Source organism: Bacillus sp. C1 (assembly GCF_054570475.1).
Window position 1 is genome coordinate 1,202,337 of record NZ_JBTMZT010000001.1, and the last position, 21,004, is coordinate 1,223,340.

Sequence of the window (21,004 nt, forward strand, 5' to 3'; positions counted from 1 at the left end):
ATAAGGGGGCATTTATTATGCAAAGAAGAAAACATTCTATAGAATTTAAGCAACAAGTTGGTATGTCAACACGAAACTAGACAATTTTTTTAAGGTGTTTCTGCCTGTACTGAACAGGGCTCAAATAGCCTAGTGTTCCATGGATTCTAACATTGTTAAACCAGTTTACGTAGTCGTTCAATTCTAAGATCAATTCTTCTAGACTTGCGAAATGACGACCGCGAACGAACTCTGTTTTAAAGATTTTGTAGGTTGCTTCCGCTACCGCATTATCGTATGGACAGCCTTTCGCACTTCATGAACGTTTGATTTTGAAGGTCTCTAACGTGTCATGAATCAGCTTGTTTTTGAACTCATTTCCTTGATCTGTATGAAATAAGGTAATCTGATTCAGGTTTGTTTTCACCGTTGCGAAAGCTTGTGAAACAAGCTCGGCATCTTTCTTTTGGCCTGCGCTATGTCCTATGATTTCTCGATTCAAGAGATCAATTAATAAACATACGTAATTCCACTTTTTGTTCACACGGACGTATGTTAAATCACTTACGACTACAGCCAGTTCTTCTTTCTGGTTGAACTGACGATTGAGCTCGGTTGAAATTTTTTCTTCATTACAGCTAACTCTCTTCGGTTTAAATTGTGCAATCGTATAGTGAGATACTAAACCTTGGTTCTTCATGATTCGTCCAATACGGCGACGCGAAATCACCTATCCTACCTTCTTTAATTCCACTTTTATCTTTCGTGTTCCATAGTTCTGACGGCTCTCTCGAAAGATTTCTTTCACGAGTGGTGATAATTCATCTACTGTATCTTGTGCTTGTTTTGCCTCATAATAATACGTTGCTCTTGGTAATTGTAGGACATCGCACATTGCTGATATCGAGTATTTATGTAGGCTATTCTTTACTACTTTTACTTTCGTCCTAGTATCAGCGCCGCTTGCTTTAAAATATCATTTTCCATAAGAAGTTGTTTGTTTTGTTTTCTCAATGCTTCCAACTCTAGTTGATCAGCGGTCTTATTATCTTTCTCTTTAAACGAGCCAGACGTATGATTTTGATTGATCCATTGATCCAATGATGATGGTGTTCATCCATATTCTTTAATGATATCTTTCCTTGGCTTACCATTCTGATACAGTTGAACCATTTGGTGCTTAAATTCCGCTGTAAAGGTTCTTCTTTCCCTTTTATTTTCCGTCATAGTAGATTCTCCTCAAATAGATTAGTTGTAGTCTACTTGACCTTAATTTTTTTGTCTAGTTCAGTGTAACCTATACACCCGTTAGGGTTTATTTGAGATGCGTATTTTTAAGAGTATGCTTCTATTTTAGGATTGTTTTGATCCAATGAGCGGAAAGCTCAGGTTGTTTTAACTCTTAAGTTGATGAGCATGTATGGTGACCCCTAATATTAAAACGGATATATGTAAAAAGTATTTGACACATATCCGTTTTTTATTTATTATATGATGTGTAAAACATATTTTACATATCATCAAAAAAGATGAGGTATTTGAGATGCATAACCAAATTAAAAAGTTTAGAGAACATAAAGGTATTTCTCAAGGGAAATTGGCAGAAATGTGTAATGTAAGTAGACAAACAATAAATGCTATTGAAAATAATAAATATGATCCTAGTTTAGAATTAGCATTCAGTATTGCATTTATTTTAGATTCTACAGTGGATACACTCTTTATTTATCAAAAAACTTATAGGAAATGAGGATAGTTTTATGAATATTATTATTGTAATAATTGCAGGAATTTTGGTTTCGTTGATTATAACATTTACTAAACGAATATCAGGTGATGAAACGGGATTTTCTAAAGAAGATGAGCGTCAAAAAATAATTTTAAAAGATGCTACACTAACTAGTTGGCAATTTATAATATTATATGCGTTCTTTAGATTAATGAATATTATCCCTTATTTTAATGAGTTAGTGAATCCTTCAAAAATACAATCTAATGTTTTCTTAGGTAACGGTGGGGATATCTTTCTTATATGCTTAGTAGGATATGTTGTTGGGGCTTCCGTCTCATATTTCCGACATTCCTAATTGGAATACCGCCACATCACTATCAAGCTAACAAAATAAAATACCCCTTAAAATGAAAAAATACGCTTTCTTTCTGTTTCCTTATAGGAAAGGATGGCGTTTTTTTTACACTTGGGGGTAAAGAAAATTCTGGTTCTGGTGCAAAAACTTTGAAGTATATGAAAATGGTCTATCAAACTTGGAAATACTGATAGTACTACTCTATAAAAGGTGTACCTTTTGAAGCGCGTAGAAAAAGGAAGCCGTTATGGATTCCTTTTTGTTTTGTAATGCTTTTATGAAACAGCTTACTCTCTTAAAAAGTATTTTTCAACTTGTTTAAAATATGGAATTAATTCTTGAAATTGATTTGAAGACTGTAATTTTTCTTTTATCAATAAAGAAAAATTCTCACATGAAATTAAAATTATATAAGTTTAGCTTGATCGGCATGGCGTACCGCCCACATTTTAACGATTTTATAAGCCAAGAGATTCTGATTTAAAAGATGCGTTCTGAGACACTATTCTTCTTCTAAAATAGAGTAATAATATTCATCCCACCATTCATTACCATGTGGTATACACTTCCTGAAATAGCCTTCTCTTCTCATTCCAATTTTCTCCATCACTCGATATGATGGGGTATTCTGTGGCTGACATGTAGCTATAATTCTATGTAATTTCATTTCTTTAAACCCATATTTCAATATAGCTTGTGCTGCTTCGGAAGCATATCCTTTATTGAAATATTTAGGATTGAACACCCAACCAATCTCATAAGTATGTTCACCAAAATATTTATGAAAAACAATATGACCAATTAGGATATTGTCATCTATTAATACCACAGGAAAGTTCTTAGCATTTTCACCAATGTTTTCATTCACAAAGTTTCTTGTATCTTCTTCAGTAAAAACCCCTTCGGGTATGTATTTCATAACATTGATATCTGATGTATACTCATGGACAGCTTGCCAATCTTTGAACTCAAATTTTCGTATCAATAATCGTTCTGTCTTTACAAACATTTACTTTTCCCCCTCAAAAAATCGTAACTTTATTTCAAATCCACATTTAACCCCAAAAACAAAAAGAACTTGTAGGAATCTCTACAAGTTCTATTTAGTTTAAGTTGAATATACGGGACAAACAAACTATCTTACAGGTTCATCATAAAAACTACAGGGATAATGCTTTGACAAGTATATTATATAACAAAAATTAATATCCATAGATTTTAATTTTGAAAATTATGTGAATTAAGAAAATCAGTCGTTGAGGGTGGATTTGAGCCTGATTTTCATACACCAATCGAAGCCATGACGTATACGACGCTACAAGAACTTGCAACGATGGTGTTTTACAATAATGTAGCTAAGGTTGCAAGTAAGCATGATCCAGATCTTGCTACATTATTACGCCGTCTTGCAAAAGATGAAACTCTTCATTATGCGTTTTATCGAGATGTGATTCGAACACATTTGGAATTGGAACCTAATTATTGCTATCATATTGCCAATGTAATTAGAGATTTTAAAATGCCAGGTGCTGTCATGCCTGATTTTGAAAATAGAATGGCTGTGATTGCAAAAGAAGCTAACTATGGGCCACTACATCAAGTACTTGATGTAGTGGTTAATTATTGGGGGTTAAAAGACTTACGACCAATTGCACCTCTAGCTGAAAAAGCAAGAATTGAGATTTTGGAGTACCACACAAGATTGAAAAAAATACGGGATCGATTTGGTCGTTTTCAAGGGAAAACTGATCTACGTTAATGAATAGAGGTTTCAGAATATACGCGGGGAAATTCCCCTTCCCTTTATTGGAAATCTGACACGCTCCCTATTGTTTTGGTGCTGTTTTTATTTAATTTGATTTTTAAAGAAAAAGCATTTGACACTAAAAATAAATTTATGATATTATAAAATATTTGATAAAAAACCACATATATGTTAAGGTTAAGAAGGTTACCATATATGGAGGTGGATTATATGTTTCAAATTGGCGATAACATTGTTTATCCAATGCACGGAGCAGGTATAATTGAAGCCATAGAAGAAAAAGAATTCTCAGGGAAAAAACAACAGTATTATGTCATAAAAATGTCAATCAGTAATATGCAAGTCATGATTCCTACGGGTAAAATATTAAGTTCAAGTATACGCCCAGTTACTGACATACTTACATTAAAACGCATCATACACATTTTTCAGCATGGAGAATCAGATAGATTACTGCCGTGGAAACAAAGGTATAAAGTGAACACGGACAAAATAAAAACGGGTGAAATACAAGAAGGTGCTGAAGTTGTACGTGATTTAATGCGTATGAAGAAAGAAAAAGCACTTAATACAAGCGAAAAAAAAATGTTGGATAACGCACATGAATTTTTGATTAGTGAACTAGGATTAATTAAAGGGATCACTGAAAATCAAATAAAAAGTTTCTGTTAAGATTCATTATAGATAATGTATTACATCCCCCGAAAATATCCTGAATTTTTCGGGAATATGATTATTATTAAAAGTAAATCATTTCAAAGACATTCAACTTCTTCAATTCACTTTTAGAGTAGGAACCTCTTTTGTTATTACTTCAATCGAATCCATTTTTATTTTACATTTCTTTTACGAACGTTCGAAGTATCATCAAATAACTCGATCAAATAGTCACTTGATTTTTGCAATCCTGATTCACACTGGCACGGACAAGGAGCCGTAAGGATGAAAGAGAGGTAGGGCTTTCATTGTTTTAGGTAATATACTATCTAAGTCATTATTTCTAGAAGAAAAAACAATCAATCTCACCGCTATCTTTAAGAATTTCTTACATCTACTGAGACAATGAATAGTAATTGTTTATCTTCTTTACGTAAAATTGATAAACGAACTGGTAACACCATATGGTCAACTACAAAAAATGGTTTCCAGACCAGGAAACCATTTTTAATTTTATTTACATACCAATAGTAAATTAAGCAGTAAGAAGGAGTGCACACATGAAAAAAATGTTAACAAAAGAATTGAGTAATGAATTAAAGAAGCGAGAAGGGATCATTTCTATTACAGTTGAGCCTTATGAAAAAATCGAAGTTGGTGAAATTCGTGTAGATGGACCAGCTGTTATTCTAATTAATCAAGAATAGCTAAAAATAGTTGAATGAACGAAGAAAAGGATCAGCCTTTACGAGAAGGGAAGATCCTTTTTGTTTGCTACGACTAATAATAGGATATACATATATTCCATCTGATGTGATGGGGTTAAAAGGAAGGAGAGGGTCGGGATTATCATAGTGGAAAGCTTAATATTGGTAGGATTTCTTTTTATGTTATATAAATTAGTTGCTTAAAAAAATTAATTATTTGAAACGATATATCGTTTTCTTTTTTAGGACGAAATTTATTTAATAGTGAAATAGATAATGTAAAGGAGGAATTTAGATGGATACAAGGAAAGTACGTATAAAATACGAGAAGATGACAAAGAACTATGACCGTATTTATGTAGTTTCGTTTTTCCTATTAATTGTACTTGTTTGTAGTAGTGTGATTATCATAGGGGCTACAGGGGGGGGATATGGAGTGTTTTTGTTGTTAGCAATTTTACTTAACGCACGTATTACTAAAGAATCTCAAAAAAAGTATGAGCAGTATTCTAATAAAGGGCGTATTTAAAATGATACATATCTTGAAAGGAACAACCTGGATGTACATTCAAAGTATCCCTATATCATCACCTATTAACGAGTAAAAGTAACCTTATATAAATAATTTTTTAGTAATTTAGGAATAGAAAACGTACCTTATCAAAATGTTATTTTCGTTCATATAATGAATTATCCTTCTAGCATATTTATAAGATTTATATCATATATTAAGAGAAAGAATGTAAGTTAGAAAGGAGTCTTATAGAATGAGTTATTTGGAGGAAAATGACTTGAGTGAACAAAATATGGTAAGTGTACCTAATCCCTACGTATATCAGACATTACAATCAGCAATTGGTAAACATGTGGTTATTGAAACTGTAAGAGGTAATGTAAGAGGTAAGTTAAAGGATGTGAAACCAGATCATTTGCTCATTGAAGATACGGTGCCATATATTGTACGCATTCAACAAATTGTATGGATTATGCCAAAACAATAATCAAATTACATCTAATTAGATTTATAAAAAATTAATGTCATAGTCCACCAAGTAAAAACACCGGGTTTTATCTCTGTGTTTCTTCAAATTTCCGTTTTTGAATATATGCCTGAGCATGAATAAGTTCTTCCTGAAGCTCTTTTAATTCTTTTGTAGCTTCTGATTCAATAGTCATGTAAGTAGTAACTAAACTGATCATCATATCCATCTTCTCTACTATATTTTGAATAACTTGTTCAGATTGCTCTTTTTTAGGATGTTGTATTGCTATTAATACATTTTCTATATAATTGTTCTTTCTTTGCTGGATATCATAAATAAACTGTTTTATGTTTGAGTTCATTTGTTTTCCCTCCGTTTTGGATATATTTCCATTCTATCATATTTGAATAGAAAATATTGGATTCCCCTACATTTACACCTGTCTCGTACATCTCCTCAAATATACAAACTAATTCCTTAACGTACAGGGAACTAATCGAAATGTGTCATTTTTATGTCTAAACGTACAATTTTCTTTTTTTGATATGGTGATCGCTATTAGACTCATATCAAATTGCTATAGAATCATAAGGTTTATAAATTTATGTACCCAAAATCATTTTAAAAGAATATTTAGGTGATAAAAATCTTTCAAAAGTTAAAGAAACACCTATTTTATTGGGTGTTTCTTTTCAGAGTGTCGGAAAGTCCGATCTTTACTTATTATTGAGTAACTGGCTTTTCACAATATTTCTTTGCAATTGCACTAGCCATATCAATTGCTCGTTGTAATACAGCTTGTTTAGAACTAAAATCTACAGGAACAAAGCCAAACTCTTCATTAATTTCATAATCATTAATTGTAACAAAACGGTATTCTTTTGGGATTGATTCGTTATCTGAACTCAAATGAAAAGCGTACGAATCATCAAAACATAATAATTCAACTTTGAATGTATTTAGTGTGCTTGCTTGGCGAAATTGATAATATTCAACTGGATATAAATAATCGCCTTGATGATTGTAGTTAAAGTCTTTTGAAAAATTCATAATCAACACCCCTTATGCATTTTTTGGGAATATATCCTATTCTTATATTAAACCTTTACTAAGTGGAAAGTACAGAATTATTAGTTTTATTATTTATAGGCGTTTCAAAAACGATGGTTTTTGATAAATGAAAACCAAACAAAATTTGCCCCTTATAAATCGCTTAACTACGTTATCAAAACTATTGTCAAAATCAAATTAACTTTAACCTCCCTTATGATAAAATTATCATGTAAAGGTTAGGTGATTTTATGAATTCATACATTTATGGTTATGCACGAGTAAGTACCCAACAACAAGATTTGATTCGTCAACTAGATATGCTTCAAAATTATAACTGTACCGAAATCCTCACAGAAAAAATGACAGGTACGAAAAGTGATCGTCCAGAACTTACTCGATTGAAAGATAAAATTAGACCTGGTGACACGTTAGTAGTAGAAAGCTTTTCTAGATTAGGGAGAAGTACCAAAGATCTAATTGAACTTGTTGATTTTTTCAAGAATAAAGGAGTTAAGCTAATTAGTATCAAAGAACAATTTGATACTAATATACCTCAAGGGAAATTGATGTTAACAGTATTTCAGGCATTTAGCCAGTTTGAAAGAGACTTGATTGCTCAACGTACTCAAGAGGGTCTTGAAAGTGCAAGAGCAAGAGGAAGAGTAGGTGGACGTCCTCGGGTTAAAGATAGTTTCATTCAAAGAGCATTGAAGTTATATGATTCTAAAGAGTATAGCATACAAGAAATTGTAAACATGACAGGTATTAGTCAAGCTACGCTTTACCGATACATACGAAAAAATAAACAAACTGAAAAAAATGAAAAGACTAAGGAACAAACAGCCATCATCCGTATGTTGTTACGTGTAGAAAATAATAATAAATTTGTACTAGGAAAGGGTAAAGTTCGAAAAAATATTGAATCCTTTCTCATATCACAATACAATATGGAACAACGTTCGGGAGAGTACTTATTCTATGTTTCTTACAGCACAATTCCAGAATTAGAACAAAAGGTAGATAGCATAATTCGTGAAATTAATTTTGAAGCGGATTTACAAAACTGTTTTACGGAGTTAGATGCGTACTGTGATGAATTGGAGCTACAATGGTAAAAGTAGCATTTGCTTATATAAAGAATTACATTATAAAATAGTAAGAAGAATAGAAAGACAGGGAGAGGAAACCCATGTCCACAAAATTAGTAAATTTACGAATCGATTTCGCCTTTAAACAGTTATTCGGAACGAAGGGAAATGAAGAAATTTTAACTGGATTTTTGAATGATATTTTAGAGGAATCTTTAGATACACCTATTACATCTCTACAATTGGAAGACCCTCATCTTCATAAGGCTTATGAAGATGATAAGTTATCCATTTTAGATTTATTAGCAACATTAGATAATGGATCGCAAGTGAATATAGAAGTCCAGCTCCGTAATACTCATGATATGGTGAAACGTTCTTTATAGTATTGGAGTAAGCTCTATATGCCCCAAATGCAAGAAGGGATACGATATCGTTCACTTCGAAAAACAATTACCATTAACTTATTAGATTTTGTCTTGTTTTCTCACGATGAAGAATTTCATACCATCGTACAATTAAGTACCTCAATAATATCATTGAGCAAGATCACCGATATGTGAAACATCGATTCTCCCGTTCTTTAGGATTTCAAAATTTTCGCCATGCCTCACGTGCTATTAAAGGTATAGAAACTGTTCATGCTATATACAAACAAAAACGAAGTATATGAATCATTAATAGTTTCATAAAACTGGTCCACAATATTCCCCATCTTTTTATATCTTCGGAAACTTTGCAACAGAACCATAACCAGCCTATCATTGTGTATGTAACAGTAGGATTTTTTTATACAATCTATACCAAGGAAACTTTCTTTTTATTGTCTATAGTCATGTAATGTAATTAAAGTGAGATAGGACACAGGGTACTATTGAAAAATGTAAGGTTTGTAGCGACCAAAACAAAATAATAGAAGTAATATAAGAGTTTTATGCATATAGTGATGTCGATGGGTTTAATTAACAAAAAATTCATTTTAATCAGTTAAATGTAAGGTGCATTTAACTTATAATAAAGTTACTACGATTAAAAACGGCTAATATTGAGTTAACTTAACAATTAAAATCAGATAGGAAGAGGATAATGAAGACCAGAGGTAGTTATAAAATTATTGTAATTGGTGCTGGGACTGCAGGACTATCTTCTACTGCATATTTGTTACGAAATGCACCCCTATTCAAAGACAGTATAGCAATTATTGATCCATCTAAAAAGCATTACTTTCAACCACTATGGACTTTAGTAGGGGGAGGACTTATTTCGAAGGAATGTACAATGCGTGATCAGGAATCATTTATTCCAAAAGGAGCCACGTGGATTTCTAAAAGTGTTGTTAAGTTGTTTCCGTATGAAAATAAGATACTTTTAGATGATGGAATGATGCTAGAGTATGAAATTCTTATTGTAGCAGCCGGTATACAAATAAATTGGGATGGTATTAAAGGATTAAAAGGGTCTATCGGGACTAATGGGATTTGTAGTAACTATTCTTATAAATATGTAGATTTTACTTGGAGAGAAATTAAAAAATTTGAGGGAGGGAATGCGCTTTTTACTCATCCTAATACTCCTATTAAATGCGGTGGCGCTCCACAAAAAATTATGTATTTAGCAGAAGAGCATTTTTGTAACAGCGGTGTAAGAAAAAGGAGTGAAGTAATGTTTTATTCCGCGAACGCTAACATATTTCAGGTTCCGCGCTATGCAGATACATTAGAACAAGTAATAGAAAGAAAGCAAATTATGACGAATTATAATAAAAACTTAGTAGAAATTACTGCTGAAAAGAGAGAGGCTATTTTTGAAGATACACAAACACTGAAAAGAGAAGCAGTACCATATAGTATGATACATGTTGTTCCACCAATGGGGCCACCTAGCTTTATAAAAGAAAGTGATATAAGTAATCATCACGGTTGGGTTGATATAAGCCCTTATACATTGCAGCATGTACGGTATAAAAATGTTTTTGGACTTGGAGATTGTACAAATTTACCTACATCTAAAACTGGAGCCGCAATCCGAAAGCAAATACCTGTCTTAAAACAAAATATTATGGACCTTCTTAACGGGAGAGACTTGCAGGCTACATATGATGGGTATACATCTTGCCCCATTGTTACAGGGTATAAAAGTCTTGTACTAGCAGAATTTAATTATGACCATGAGCCACAAGAAACATTTCCATTTAATCAAGCGAAAGAAAGATATAGTATGTTTTTGTTAAAAAGATATATGTTGCCATATATGTATTGGAATTTGATGTTGAAAGGGATTTTATAAAGTGAAGGCAGAATTTCATTTCAAAATCATAATTTAAAACAAATAATAGGAGGAAATAGATATGCTTTTAAAATATTTTTATGATGAAAAATTGGCACATGCTTCCTATTTAGTCGGTTGTCAGAAGGAAGGAGTAGCAATTGTAATTGATCCGAGTCGTTATATAGAACAATATATAGAATGTGCTAAAAAAGAGGGAATGGAAGTAATTGCTGCGGCTGAGACCCATATCCATGCAGATTTTCTTTCTGGGGCTAAAGAACTTTCCCATCTGTATAATGCAAATTTATATGTATCTGATGAAGGGGATTGTGATTGGAAATATCAATATCTTCACGAGGGCCGATACAATCTTGTTAGAGAGGGGACAGAGTTTAAAGTTGGTCATATAAAATTCAATGTAATTCATACTCCAGGACATACGCCTGAAAGTATTTCTTTTTTAGTAACTGATACAACTCAAAATAATTATACGAATGATAAACCGATAGGAATATTTACAGGTGATTTTATATTTGTAGGGGATGTAGGGAGGCCTGACTTATTAGAAACAGCTGTTGGTATTAAAGATACTGCAAAAATAGGAGCAAAACAATTATTTGATTCCATACAAAAAATAAAAAAACTTCCTGATTATTTGCAAATATGGCCATCACATGGTGCAGGAAGTGCATGTGGAAAAGCATTAGGAGCAATTCCGACTTCTACATTAGGTTATGAAAAGATGTTTAATTGGGCGTTTCAGTGTAATGAAGAAGAAGAGTTTGTATCGACTTTAGTGACGGGACAGCCAGAGCCGCCAAAGTATTTTTCGTTAATGAAGAATTTAAATAAGTATGGTCCACCAATTCGTAAGAAGAAAGGGATTATTGGTATTAATACAGTTGAAGCACTTCAAGAAATTATGAAGAGTGTTCAGCAAATAGTTGATATAAGGGATGTAGATTGTTTTGCTGCTGGTCATATTGAGAAATCAATTAATATACCGTATAACAACTCTTTCACAACTTGGTGTGGATGGCTATTAGATTATAAAAAAGAAACTGTAATAATTTTAGATGTAGAAAAAGTTAAAATGAGGGAAGTTATTAGAGACCTTGAATCTATTGGGCTAGATAATATTATTGCCTTTGTACCTTTAAAAGTAATGCAAAGATTTGATAGTTTGGAAAGTTACAAAGAAAAAACGTCGAACGAATTATATCCGAATATAACAGATGGAAGTGTTAAAGTTATCGATGTGCGTAGTAAAAGAGAGTGGGAGGAAGGACACCTTCATGATGCAATACATATCACTTTAGGTAATCTATTTGAGCAGCTAGATTATGTACCGAAAGATTGTCCAATAGTTTTACAATGTCGAACGGGGTTAAGGTCCGCTATAGCTGCTAGCATTTTACAAAGAGTCGGTATAAAGGAAGTAGTTAATTTAAAGGGAGGATTTCTTGCATGGAAAAAAGCAGGATTGCCTTATGCTACATGTGGCTCTGTTGCAAAAAGATGAAATGCAAGAGAAATATGCTTATACTGAATAAACTATATTTACAAATAACAGAAATAAGATGTAGCAAAATCAGTAGATTTTAAATGGAAATACTATCAATCTGAAATAATTTTACTAACAGGGATCATCATACATGCCCATCAACTTAACAGAGCAGGTTTCCCAAAAAATGATAAAACATTGCACATTATATATGAGAAAAAAGGATAGATAAAGCCATGATGCTTTATCTATTCTTTTCTTTATTACAAATACTCATGATTAGTACTCAGTATTAGAAATTTCTAGTTTTATTTTTTGATATCATATATTCCGCCCGCTGCTTGTGCTGAAAGTATATTGATAAACGATACCCCTGTTAATCCTGTAAACACTAATGCACTCGCTAAAACAAATTCCCCTACTTGCAACACAATTAAACACCCCGTGTTTTTATTTTTAGAACTTTCAATTGATTCAAAGGTAAATTTGTAAATCGACAATTTAAAACACTTAAAATGATTCAAACGGAAGAAAAACGGTTGGTGGATTAAGTTTGTATCCAACGTCTAACCGATTGGATCGCGAACAAGCTCTTCGTATGTATACAGCCGGAAATGCATGGTTTTCTGCAGAAGAAGAAATAAAAGGTCAAATCAAAAAAGGGCAATATGCAGACTTATCCATCCTTTCTGCTAATTACTTTCGTGTTCCAGATGAAGAAATCAAGCGTATTGAGTCCGTATTGACAGTAGTTGGCGTAATGTCTCATAAAAGTCATATGCATAACTGTAATCATCACCATCATCATGGTAGTGGTTTCTGTGATTTGGATTGCTTCGTCTTTTAAATTACATTCATAATAAAAAGGGTATTAGATGGGTAATTATTACAAATGGAAGGGAATAAATCCACTGAAACAATAGGATTTCATGTTTGGAGTCCTCAACATAAACGTGTATAAATAGACTACGAGATTCATCTGGATTATTGGAGAAAAGGATATATATTAAAATATTTTTGGAGGTAGAGGAATGGGGAAATTTACTGTAGGAACTGAAAATCAAACACCTATTGAACTATATTATGAGGATCATGGTACAGGGAAGCCAGTGGTATTAATTCACGGTTGGCCATTAAGTGGTCGATCTTGGGAATACCAAGTTCCTGCTCTCGTTGAGGCTGGATACAGAGTCATAACTTATGACCGTCGAGGGTTTGGGAACTCTTCTCAGCCATGGAATGGTTACGAATATGATACATTCGTTACTGATTTACATTTGTTACTAGAGCATTTGGATCTCCACAATGTGACGCTGGTCGGGTTTTCAATGGGGGGTGGAGAAGTAGCTCGCTATATTGGAACCTACGGAACAACTAGAGTAGAGAAGGCTGTATTTGCAGGAGCTGTACCACCATTTCTATACAAATCAGCAGATCATCCTGAAGGAGTATTAGATGATGCGGCAATTCAAAGTTTTGAAAATGGCGTAAAAAATGATCGTTTAGCATTTCTTGATGAGTTTACGAGAGGATTCTTTGCTGCTGGGGATCGAACTGACTTAGTCAGTGAACCATTCCGACTTTACAATCGGGATATTGCAGCGGGTGCATCGCCTAAAGGGACGCTAGATTGTATCGCTGCTTTCAGTAAAACAGACTTTAGAGGAGATTTAGCCAACTTTAATATACCTACCCTTGTTATTCATGGTGATTCAGATGCAACTGTTCCATTTGAATATAGTGGGAAGCTAACACATGAAGCAATTCCTAATTCTAAGGTAGCTTTAATAAAGGGTGGTCCACATGGGCTCAATGCAACACATGTTAAAGAATTTAATGAAGCATTGCTATCATTTTTAAAGGGCTGATTACAAATGAATAATTTAAAGCTAAACCACTGTGAAAATTGTATCTTTTCACAGTGGTTTATAACAATTTAGGATATTGTTTCGTTTGATGGAATAATAGATGGCAATGTTGTACCACTACATACTCATCAAGTTAAGATAAATTTGTATCCCTATAATGGAATGCTCCTTAACGCTTTCTAAATTCACACCATCCAATTCATGAATGTGATTGGATGCCTAGTTAATCGATCAAGTATGGATTCAAAAAGTGCTCTTCGACTCAGCGGTTTCATATCGCCTAGCGATATGAAACCGCTGAAAGGGCATGACGGATTATATGATCGGGAGAGTGGAGAATTGGCGATTTCGTGGTAAATAAATTTTTGTTCGAATGTTATTCAGGTCAACCGGATACCTTCAAATGCGTTCATTACTAAATGATGCACATAGGAATCATCTAACTTTTCGCCAGTTACAAGTAAACGATAGAAAATTGGTCCGTAAATGAGATCGATGCTTAATTCAATATCGAGATTTTCTTTTAATTCTCCTCGCTGAATTCCCTTTTCCAAAATGTGCCTAGCTTGCAGTCGACGAGGCTGAAAATATCGGATGCGATATTCCTTCGCCAGATTTGCATCAAACTGTCCTTCGCCTAGTAACTCTGTAATAATGGTTCCCTCCGGGCTTGTCAAAAAACTAGCTAAACTCGTGGCGTGAATTAGAATATCATTCAATGCTGATCCCGTATCAGGTATAGGTAATTTGGCAGCGGCAGCAGAAAGGAAACCGTCCATTACCACGGCTGCTTTGTTAGGCCACCATTTATAAATCGTAGCTTTGCTCACTTTAGCACGATCTGCAATTTTATCGACAGTAACGGCTTTAAAACCCTTTTCCAGCAATAACTCATAAGATGCGGAAAGGATAGACTTATGCGTTTCGACATTACGCGGCCGACCTCTTTTACTTTGCACATTGATCATTCCTTCCAAAAATATAAACTATACGTTTAGTATACTTAATTTGAATGAAAAGTAAAATCACCTATTTACAAAACTGAACGTTTAGTATATTATTTATTTTAATTAGTGAACTGAACGTTCAGTATTTAATTGTTAAGAAATTTCGCGATGTTAATTGATGTAAATAAGCCTAAGGTTCCATAAGAATTTATTACTAAAAGTACATGGGAAAGGGGATTGAAGAGGTGGCACAATTGAAAATTTTGAAAGAAGAGTTGGATTCATTTCTGACACAAATTAGTACAATGGCAACTGATGCAGCCGTTGCCGAGATGATTCAAGAACTTCGGGATAATGGTATGGGAGGAGTTAAGTATGTCTAATGTGAAAAGTAAAATAATTGATAAAGAAATTTCGGCAGGGTTAACCATACTGCTAGCAGCTGCAAGTGGTATCATTGTAGCTAATCTTTACTATGCACAGCCCTTGGTCGGGGTAATTAGCTCTGCAATTGGGCTTTCTACTAGTAGTGCAGGGTTGATTGTAACGCTAACCCAGATTGGATATGTTATCGGTTTATTATTTCTTGTACCTTTAGGAGATATTGTTGAAAATCGAAAGCTGGTAGTTACATCGTTACTTCTAAGTGCAGTCGCCCTGACTGCTACAGTATTTGTGAAACACGGAATACTTTTCTTAGTGGCTTCATTCTTCATCGGGGTGGGATCGGTCGCAGCACAAGTGCTTGTACCTTTTGCATCATACCTTGCATCAGAATCTACACGCGGTCGTGTTGTTGGTAATGTTATGAGTGGGCTGTTACTTGGCATTATGCTTTCGCGTCCGATATCAAGTCTAGTAGCTGACATCTGGGGATGGAATGCAATATTTGCTTTGTCTGCGGTAGTAGTTGTTGTCTTAGCGATTGTACTATTAAAAGTACTCCCTACTAGGAAACCAACGGCAAACACAAACTATACTGCCTTACTCGGTTCAATGTGGCAACTGCTGCGAACTACTCCAATCTTACGCCGCCGCGCGATCTATCATGCGTGTGTATTCGGGACTTTCAGCTTATTCTGGACTACTGTTCCGTTATTATTATCTAGCCCTACTTTTCATTTTTCTCAGAAAGCAATAGCACTATATGCACTTGTTGGAGTTGCTGGTGCGATAGCCGCACCAATAGGTGGACGTCTAGCTGATCGTGGTTGGACTCGATTTGCAACTGGAATAGCTCTCGCTGTTGTCATCGCTTCTTTATTACTCCCACTCATGGTTCAGAGTAACTCGCCCTTTGGAGTAGCTGTTTTAGTAGTTGCGGCTATTCTGTTAGACATGGGAGTATCCGCAAACCTTGTGCTCAGCCAACGTTTGATTTTCTCGTTGGGACCAGAAATTCGTAGTCGATTAAACGGGTTATTCATGGCTATTTTCTTTTTGGGTGGTGCTGTTGGATCTTCTATCGGAGGATGGGCATACGCCTCAGGTGGATGGAGTGCAACATTATGGATGGGAATTGTTTTTCCGGTCATTGCATTGCTTTATTTTGTCACAGAGAAGTAGTTCTTTGATTTAACTTAAGCAGTCAGAATTCGTTTGACTGCTTATTTTATACGTACAGCCTTTAGGAATCATACTGTCCTTATAAAATAATCATTATCTGTCCCTGTTGGATTCGCTTCTTCCTAAGTATAATTGGAAGATAAAATGATAAGGAAGAAAGGAGAGGGAATATGTACATACCAAAATACTTCGATATAAAAGATGAAAAGACGAAATATGAAATTATTGAACAAAATAGCTTTGCAACGTTATTTTCTCAGCATAGTGGAGCACCATATGCAACGCATCTTCCTTTACTATTAAATAGAAATGAGCGGATTCTATATGGTCACTTTGCACGTCCAAATGAACAATGGAAAGACACCGAGAATCAAGAGGTACTTGCTGTTTTTCAAGGACCACATTGCTACATATCTCCATCATGGTATGAAACAAACAAAGCAGTACCAACTTGGAACTATGTAGCTGTTCATGTATATGGTGAAATGGAAATTGTAGAGGATGAACAAGAATTAATCAATTCCCTTCGTGATTTAGTAGATAAATATGAGGATCAGGAGAGCTCCTATTTGTTAGATGAAGTGGAACCTAGTTATATTGAAGGGTTAAGTAAAGGAATTGTAGGGTTTAAAATAAAGATTAATAGAATTGAGGGGAAACGGAAACTAAGTCAAAACCATTCTGCGAAGCGGCAAGAATTGGTTGTGAAGCAACTTGAACAAATGGATAGTGAGGATCATAAAGGGATTGCTATGTTGATGAGAGGAAATTTTATAAAGAATGAGAAATGATATACAAAAGTAATGCTATCCCTTCAAGTGAAGAGATAGCATTACTTTTGTATAAATAGAAATCATGCCTCACGTACCACAAAAAGTTCGATAAGGTTGTGAAGAGGCTGCAGGCAATGTAGCATATTCACATTGTTCAGGTGAATGTGCGTAAGGATTGGAAAGAACAGCTAGCAGTCGCTGCATTACGCTGTAGTCGCCTTGTTTTACTGCTGCATTTAATGCTTCTTCCACGCGATGATTTCGCGGGATTACCGCAGGATTGCTGTCTCGCATCAATTGATGCGAAGTAGATTTTGGTTCCTGCTGTCTACTTAGCCTTGCTTGCCATTTTTCTTTCCACTCTGTGAACGCGGTGCTGTTAAATAAATCGGTATTTTCCCCTGTACCAAAAGTTAACGAAAGGAAGGTATTCGTATAGTCTGCGCGATGCTCCTCCATCATCTTCAGAAGTTCATCAATCAAGGCTTTATCTTCTGCTTCTTCGTTACATATGCCTAGTTTTGCTCGCATTCCAGTAAGCCAATGTTTTTCGTACAGTGCACCAAATGTTGAGAGGCTATCTTGAGCGAGTTTGACAGCTTGTTCCTCGTCTTCATGTAATAGTGGCAATAAAGATTCCGCAAATCGGGCAAGGTTCCAAACGCCAATATAAGGCTGGTTGCCATAGGCATAGCGGCCTTGTGTGTCAATAGAGCTGAACACGGTTGCTGGATTGTATTCATCCATAAAGGCACATGGGCCATAGTCGATCGTTTCGCCGCTAATTGTCATATTGTCGGTATTCATTACGCCGTGAATAAAACCGACAAGTTGCCATTTTGCAATTAGGGTTGCCTGTTGCTTCATCACTTCTTGAAGTAGCGCTAAATATGGGTTTTCATCTGATTGAATCGTTGGAAAATGACGTTTAATCGTATAATCAGCTAAAGCTTTAAGATCTTCAACTGAACCGCTTGCTGCTGCGTATTGAAATGTGCCAACGCGTATATGACTGCTGGCTACACGTGTCAAAATTGCACCAGGTAAAGCTGTTTCACGAAGGATTGACTCCCCTGTTGCTACCACAGCTAAACTACGAGTAGTTGGAATGCTAAGTGCATACATTGCTTCACTGATAATATATTCACGAAGCATTGGACCGAGTGCAGCACGTCCATCTCCGCGGCGAGAGTATGGTGTTCGGCCAGAGCCTTTTAATTGAATATCAAATCGTTCACCTGAAGGTGTAATTTGTTCACTAATTAACAGAGCACGACCATCTCCTAGCATGTTGAGATGCCCGAATTGATGCCCAGCATAAGCTTGAGCAAGAGGGGAAGCGTCTTCAGGTACTTTGTTGCCAGCAAACATTGCTATACTTTCTTCGTTTTGAAGTGCTTCTATATGTAACCCTAAAGACGTTGCTAAAGAATCGTTAAGAATGATTAACTCTGGTGAACGTACGGGCGTTGGAGCAGTTTTTGTGAAAAATGTTTCTGGCAGACGAGCATAACTATTGTCAAAGTTCCATCCCGTTTCTTGTGTTTCTTTTTTCTTTTCCATTGTATCTCCTTTTCTTTTCGTTCTAGTTTTTATATAAAGCCTACTATAAAAGTATTTCATAGTAGTTTCCATTTTATTTGTAGACAGAGGGGGAGAGTTTAAAATGATTGTACCGTTTTCTGGCCCTCACTTTTATCATTATTTCCATTATAACGAGGAATGAGTGCAAAAACACACAAAAACCCCGAATCATGGATTTTTTAAAGTGTCTACGATTCGGGGGACAGTTCATTTTATTATGAGTGTGACATTTTTGTTTTTATAGTTAGTGTAATTTTTAAGTTAAATATGTAGATGGGAACTATGCTTTATTGTAAGAAATTAATCATATAGATCGGTTATGTGTTTTGGGGCGTACTCTATCTATATGATAAATGATTTAAGAAGATAAGTCTATTTTTTTTGGGGGTTTATTATTATAGTTAAACCACTGAGCTCAGTAAAATTTATACGAATGGAGAAATACCCATGAAATCTATTCATGTTCCAGTTTTAATTATTGGAGGAGGTTTAACGGGGTTAACCTCAGCATTATTTCTTTCCCATCATAAAGTGGATTATGTACTCATTGAAAGACATCCAACAACTGCTATTCACCCAAAAGCAGGGGGGATTACTTTTCGGACGATGGAATTATTTCGGGAATTAGGTTTAGAGCAGGATATTCGTACTGCTGGAAAGATGTTGGAGAACTGCAGTGGAAGGTTTAATGTAAATACAATCGCTGAAGCGGACTATGAAGAATTAAAAAGGCTAAAGATGGTTCAAGATGAAAATGATAAAAGTTTGTCTGACTTAATTAGAAAGATTAGTCCATCAAAGCCGACTTCTTGTTATCAAATCACTTTAGAACCGATGTTACTCAAAGAGGCTAGGCGATTAGGTGGAGAGCTGTGGTTTCATCATGAACTTGTTTCTTACAAGCAGGATGAAATGGGAGTAACCGCTATTGTGCGAAATCGTGAAACGAAAGAGGAACAAATTATATATAGTAAGTATATGATTGCAGCAGATGGTGCAAAAAGTTCGATACGTAAACATTCTGGTATTGAGGCGAATGGTCGTGGTAAGATAGGAGGCCATTATATCAATATTTATTTTAAAGCAGATTTGAGCGATTTTATAAAAGGAGATGCTTTTGGCTTCACTATGGTTTCGCATCCTGAAGTTTTGGGTGCGCTAATTCCAGTCAATAATAAGGATCTTTGGATTTATCATGTAGCCTATTATCCTTTAAAGGGGGAAACACCTGAAGATTTTTCTATAGACCATTGTCAAGAAATTATTCGAAAAGCAATTGGGAAGTTAAATCTGAGTATGGAAATATTAAGCATTTCACCTTGGGAGGCAACAGAAAGTACAGCTGTACGTTTTCAAGATAATCGTGTTTTTTTAGTTGGAGATGCCGCGCACCTTATGCCACCTACGGGAGGATTTGGTTCAAATACAGGTGTTCAGGATGCTCATAATTTAGCTTGGAAATTAGCTGCTGTTATTCATGATCAAGCGAATCCAAAGTTGCTGGAAACTTATCATGAGGAAAGACACCCTGCTGTACAATTAACCACGGATTATGCAAGTAATATCCTACTGCGGGCTATGAATAGAGAAAATAATTTGAATACTACAGATGGTTTAGCTGTTACTGTAGGTTACAAGTACTGTTCTGCAGCAGTAATAGATCCAGATCAAACTACGCATAGAATGGATACTTTAGAGCTCAAAGGAAGACCGGGAACAAGAGCTCCACATATGTGGGGGATGTATCAAGGAAAGCGGATTTCAATACTTGATTTATTAGGAAGAAATTTTGTGTTATTTACTGGATCAGAACACGATTCTTGGTCAATTGCTGCATATAGGGTTGCGTCTCGTTTAGGAATTGGTATTGAAATGTATCGAGTTTCTCAAAAAGGGGATTTTATTGATCGAAATAACAAGTTTGTAACGCTATATGGAATTAATCCAGAAGGGGCGGTATTAGTAAGGCCAGATGGATTTATTGGTTGGGGGACAAAGGAGGCTATTTTAACACCGGATATCGTACTTGAAGAAGTATTAAATTGTATGCTATGCCATAATACTTTGAACACAAAACAATGTTAAGTGTGTATTGTGCTACTTTTTAGCATATAAAAGGTGGATAGGAATAAAAGCGCAGTTCTATTCATTAAGGTTATACTATGATAATAGAAT

At 34.9% G+C, this 21,004-nt stretch carries 21 protein-coding genes and 4 pseudogenes; 18 read left to right on the forward strand and 7 right to left on the reverse strand.

All coding sequences use genetic code 11. The features are described 5' to 3' along the window. Positions 1-76: 76 nt before the first annotated feature. Positions 77-1,206: pseudogene (locus tag ACX5JI_RS06365) on the reverse strand (IS3 family transposase). Between the two features lie 316 nt (positions 1,207-1,522). On the opposite strand from ACX5JI_RS06365, the gene ACX5JI_RS06370 reads away from it, so the two are divergent. Both ACX5JI_RS06370 and ACX5JI_RS06375 read left to right on the forward strand, forming a co-directional pair. Next, complete coding sequence (locus tag ACX5JI_RS06370; RefSeq protein ID WP_000551853.1) at positions 1,523-1,729, forward strand: helix-turn-helix transcriptional regulator; 207 nt, start codon at positions 1,523-1,525, stop codon at positions 1,727-1,729. A 10-nt stretch (positions 1,730-1,739) separates the two neighbouring features. Further along, positions 1,740-2,066: a hypothetical protein gene (locus ACX5JI_RS06375; RefSeq protein WP_017674599.1), complete on the forward strand. Its 327-nt coding sequence runs from the start codon at positions 1,740-1,742 to the stop codon at positions 2,064-2,066. 502 nt (positions 2,067-2,568) lie between these two features. On the opposite strand, the gene ACX5JI_RS06380 is transcribed toward ACX5JI_RS06375, so the two are convergent. Next, positions 2,569-3,075: a GNAT family N-acetyltransferase gene (locus ACX5JI_RS06380; RefSeq protein WP_459500209.1), complete on the reverse strand. Its 507-nt coding sequence runs from the start codon at positions 3,073-3,075 to the stop codon at positions 2,569-2,571. Positions 3,076-3,294: 219 nt separating this feature from the next. On the opposite strand from ACX5JI_RS06380, the pseudogene ACX5JI_RS06385 reads away from it, so the two are divergent. The 5 genes and pseudogenes from ACX5JI_RS06385 to ACX5JI_RS06405 form a co-directional block, all read left to right on the forward strand. Next, positions 3,295-3,825: pseudogene (locus ACX5JI_RS06385) on the forward strand (acyl-ACP desaturase); the annotation flags it as partial. Positions 3,826-4,041: 216 nt separating this feature from the next. Further along, positions 4,042-4,503: a CarD family transcriptional regulator gene (locus ACX5JI_RS06390; RefSeq protein WP_000486316.1), complete on the forward strand. Its 462-nt coding sequence runs from the start codon at positions 4,042-4,044 to the stop codon at positions 4,501-4,503. 545 nt (positions 4,504-5,048) lie between these two features. Beyond that, complete coding sequence (locus ACX5JI_RS06395) at positions 5,049-5,195, forward strand: BC1881 family protein (RefSeq protein ID WP_459500210.1); 147 nt, start codon at positions 5,049-5,051, stop codon at positions 5,193-5,195. 295 nt (positions 5,196-5,490) lie between these two features. After that, positions 5,491-5,724, forward strand: coding sequence for a hypothetical protein (locus ACX5JI_RS06400; protein WP_459500211.1), 234 nt, complete (start codon positions 5,491-5,493; stop codon positions 5,722-5,724). A gap of 238 nt (positions 5,725-5,962) precedes the next feature. Continuing rightward, positions 5,963-6,196 carry a YuzF family protein gene (locus ACX5JI_RS06405; protein WP_048560206.1) on the forward strand — a complete coding sequence of 78 codons (234 nt, stop codon included), beginning with the start codon at positions 5,963-5,965 and terminating at the stop codon, positions 6,194-6,196. A 67-nt stretch (positions 6,197-6,263) separates the two neighbouring features. On the opposite strand, the gene ACX5JI_RS06410 is transcribed toward ACX5JI_RS06405, so the two are convergent. Both ACX5JI_RS06410 and ACX5JI_RS06415 read right to left on the reverse strand, forming a co-directional pair. Next, the gene (locus tag ACX5JI_RS06410; RefSeq protein WP_459500212.1) at positions 6,264-6,539 is read right to left on the reverse strand and encodes a hypothetical protein; all 276 of its coding nucleotides are present in this window, start codon (positions 6,537-6,539) and stop codon (positions 6,264-6,266) included. Positions 6,540-6,901: 362 nt separating this feature from the next. Next, positions 6,902-7,228: a hypothetical protein gene (locus ACX5JI_RS06415; RefSeq protein ID WP_459500213.1), complete on the reverse strand. Its 327-nt coding sequence runs from the start codon at positions 7,226-7,228 to the stop codon at positions 6,902-6,904. Positions 7,229-7,479: 251 nt separating this feature from the next. Between ACX5JI_RS06415 and ACX5JI_RS06420 the strand changes: the two genes are divergently transcribed. The 5 genes and pseudogenes from ACX5JI_RS06420 (at position 7,480) to ACX5JI_RS06440 (ending at position 12,109) form a co-directional block, all read left to right on the forward strand. After that, entirely contained in the window at positions 7,480-8,346 is an 867-nt protein-coding gene (locus tag ACX5JI_RS06420; RefSeq protein ID WP_459500214.1) for a recombinase family protein, read from the forward strand. 74 nt (positions 8,347-8,420) lie between these two features. Further along, positions 8,421-8,840, forward strand: a pseudogene (locus tag ACX5JI_RS06425) (Rpn family recombination-promoting nuclease/putative transposase); the annotation flags it as partial. Further along, positions 8,828-8,992 (forward strand): annotated as a pseudogene (locus tag ACX5JI_RS06430) (DDE-type integrase/transposase/recombinase); the annotation flags it as partial. The pseudogenes ACX5JI_RS06425 and ACX5JI_RS06430, both read left to right, overlap by 13 nt. Before the next feature lie 413 nt (positions 8,993-9,405). Continuing rightward, on the forward strand, positions 9,406-10,605 hold the full coding sequence (locus tag ACX5JI_RS06435; protein WP_459500215.1) for an NAD(P)/FAD-dependent oxidoreductase: 1,200 nt from the start codon (positions 9,406-9,408) through the stop codon (positions 10,603-10,605). A gap of 61 nt (positions 10,606-10,666) precedes the next feature. Next, positions 10,667-12,109 carry an MBL fold metallo-hydrolase gene (locus ACX5JI_RS06440; RefSeq protein WP_459500216.1) on the forward strand — a complete coding sequence of 481 codons (1,443 nt, stop codon included), beginning with the start codon at positions 10,667-10,669 and terminating at the stop codon, positions 12,107-12,109. Positions 12,110-12,399: 290 nt separating this feature from the next. Here the strand turns inward: ACX5JI_RS06440 and ACX5JI_RS06445 are convergent, their stop codons facing one another. Continuing rightward, positions 12,400-12,522, reverse strand: coding sequence for a hypothetical protein (locus ACX5JI_RS06445; RefSeq protein WP_459500217.1), 123 nt, complete (start codon positions 12,520-12,522; stop codon positions 12,400-12,402). 122 nt (positions 12,523-12,644) lie between these two features. Between ACX5JI_RS06445 and ACX5JI_RS06450 the strand changes: the two genes are divergently transcribed. Both ACX5JI_RS06450 and ACX5JI_RS06455 read left to right on the forward strand, forming a co-directional pair. Continuing rightward, positions 12,645-12,938: an amidohydrolase family protein gene (locus ACX5JI_RS06450; RefSeq protein ID WP_459500218.1), complete on the forward strand. Its 294-nt coding sequence runs from the start codon at positions 12,645-12,647 to the stop codon at positions 12,936-12,938. 184 nt (positions 12,939-13,122) lie between these two features. Continuing rightward, complete coding sequence (locus ACX5JI_RS06455) at positions 13,123-13,959, forward strand: alpha/beta fold hydrolase (RefSeq protein WP_459500219.1); 837 nt, start codon at positions 13,123-13,125, stop codon at positions 13,957-13,959. Positions 13,960-14,339: 380 nt separating this feature from the next. On the opposite strand, the gene ACX5JI_RS06460 is transcribed toward ACX5JI_RS06455, so the two are convergent. Beyond that, entirely contained in the window at positions 14,340-14,927 is a 588-nt protein-coding gene (locus ACX5JI_RS06460) for a TetR/AcrR family transcriptional regulator (protein WP_459500220.1), read from the reverse strand. 224 nt (positions 14,928-15,151) lie between these two features. Between ACX5JI_RS06460 and ACX5JI_RS06465 the strand changes: the two genes are divergently transcribed. The 3 genes from ACX5JI_RS06465 (at position 15,152) to ACX5JI_RS06475 (ending at position 17,263) form a co-directional block, all read left to right on the forward strand. Further along, the gene (locus ACX5JI_RS06465; protein ID WP_459500221.1) at positions 15,152-15,289 is read left to right on the forward strand and encodes a hypothetical protein; all 138 of its coding nucleotides are present in this window, start codon (positions 15,152-15,154) and stop codon (positions 15,287-15,289) included. Further along, positions 15,282-16,472 carry an MFS transporter gene (locus tag ACX5JI_RS06470; protein ID WP_459500222.1) on the forward strand — a complete coding sequence of 397 codons (1,191 nt, stop codon included), beginning with the start codon at positions 15,282-15,284 and terminating at the stop codon, positions 16,470-16,472. The genes ACX5JI_RS06465 and ACX5JI_RS06470 overlap by 8 nt, the downstream gene beginning before the upstream one ends. Before the next feature lie 170 nt (positions 16,473-16,642). Further along, entirely contained in the window at positions 16,643-17,263 is a 621-nt protein-coding gene (locus tag ACX5JI_RS06475; RefSeq protein ID WP_459500223.1) for an FMN-binding negative transcriptional regulator, read from the forward strand. 69 nt (positions 17,264-17,332) lie between these two features. Here ACX5JI_RS06475 and ACX5JI_RS06480 read toward each other — a convergent pair whose 3' ends face one another. Continuing rightward, positions 17,333-18,808 (reverse strand): protein adenylyltransferase SelO, encoded by a 1,476-nt coding sequence (locus ACX5JI_RS06480; RefSeq protein ID WP_459500224.1) that lies wholly within the window; start codon positions 18,806-18,808, stop codon positions 17,333-17,335. A gap of 468 nt (positions 18,809-19,276) precedes the next feature. Here ACX5JI_RS06480 and ACX5JI_RS06485 point away from each other — a divergent pair, with 468 nt between their 5' ends. Beyond that, the gene (locus tag ACX5JI_RS06485; RefSeq protein WP_459500225.1) at positions 19,277-20,914 is read left to right on the forward strand and encodes an FAD-dependent oxidoreductase; all 1,638 of its coding nucleotides are present in this window, start codon (positions 19,277-19,279) and stop codon (positions 20,912-20,914) included. The last annotated feature ends 90 nt before the right edge of the window (positions 20,915-21,004 follow it).

What these genes read in the sequence shown, in the direction of transcription:
- ACX5JI_RS06370 (WP_000551853.1), top strand. Translation starts at nt 1,523, where the DNA reads ATGCATAACCAAATTAAAAAGTTTAGAGAACATAAAGGTATTTCTCAA.
- ACX5JI_RS06375 (WP_017674599.1), top strand. Translation starts at nt 1,740, where the DNA reads ATGAATATTATTATTGTAATAATTGCAGGAATTTTGGTTTCGTTGATT.
- ACX5JI_RS06380 (WP_459500209.1), bottom strand. Translation starts at nt 3,075, where the DNA reads ATGTTTGTAAAGACAGAACGATTATTGATACGAAAATTTGAGTTCAAA.
- ACX5JI_RS06390 (WP_000486316.1), top strand. Translation starts at nt 4,042, where the DNA reads ATGTTTCAAATTGGCGATAACATTGTTTATCCAATGCACGGAGCAGGT.
- ACX5JI_RS06395 (WP_459500210.1), top strand. Translation starts at nt 5,049, where the DNA reads ATGAAAAAAATGTTAACAAAAGAATTGAGTAATGAATTAAAGAAGCGA.
- ACX5JI_RS06400 (WP_459500211.1), top strand. Translation starts at nt 5,491, where the DNA reads ATGGATACAAGGAAAGTACGTATAAAATACGAGAAGATGACAAAGAAC.
- ACX5JI_RS06405 (WP_048560206.1), top strand. Translation starts at nt 5,963, where the DNA reads ATGAGTTATTTGGAGGAAAATGACTTGAGTGAACAAAATATGGTAAGT.
- ACX5JI_RS06410 (WP_459500212.1), bottom strand. Translation starts at nt 6,539, where the DNA reads ATGAACTCAAACATAAAACAGTTTATTTATGATATCCAGCAAAGAAAG.
- ACX5JI_RS06415 (WP_459500213.1), bottom strand. Translation starts at nt 7,228, where the DNA reads ATGAATTTTTCAAAAGACTTTAACTACAATCATCAAGGCGATTATTTA.
- ACX5JI_RS06420 (WP_459500214.1), top strand. Translation starts at nt 7,480, where the DNA reads ATGAATTCATACATTTATGGTTATGCACGAGTAAGTACCCAACAACAA.
- ACX5JI_RS06435 (WP_459500215.1), top strand. Translation starts at nt 9,406, where the DNA reads ATGAAGACCAGAGGTAGTTATAAAATTATTGTAATTGGTGCTGGGACT.
- ACX5JI_RS06440 (WP_459500216.1), top strand. Translation starts at nt 10,667, where the DNA reads ATGCTTTTAAAATATTTTTATGATGAAAAATTGGCACATGCTTCCTAT.
- ACX5JI_RS06455 (WP_459500219.1), top strand. Translation starts at nt 13,123, where the DNA reads ATGGGGAAATTTACTGTAGGAACTGAAAATCAAACACCTATTGAACTA.
- ACX5JI_RS06460 (WP_459500220.1), bottom strand. Translation starts at nt 14,927, where the DNA reads ATGATCAATGTGCAAAGTAAAAGAGGTCGGCCGCGTAATGTCGAAACG.
- ACX5JI_RS06470 (WP_459500222.1), top strand. Translation starts at nt 15,282, where the DNA reads ATGTCTAATGTGAAAAGTAAAATAATTGATAAAGAAATTTCGGCAGGG.
- ACX5JI_RS06475 (WP_459500223.1), top strand. Translation starts at nt 16,643, where the DNA reads ATGTACATACCAAAATACTTCGATATAAAAGATGAAAAGACGAAATAT.
- ACX5JI_RS06480 (WP_459500224.1), bottom strand. Translation starts at nt 18,808, where the DNA reads ATGGAAAAGAAAAAAGAAACACAAGAAACGGGATGGAACTTTGACAAT.
- ACX5JI_RS06485 (WP_459500225.1), top strand. Translation starts at nt 19,277, where the DNA reads ATGAAATCTATTCATGTTCCAGTTTTAATTATTGGAGGAGGTTTAACG.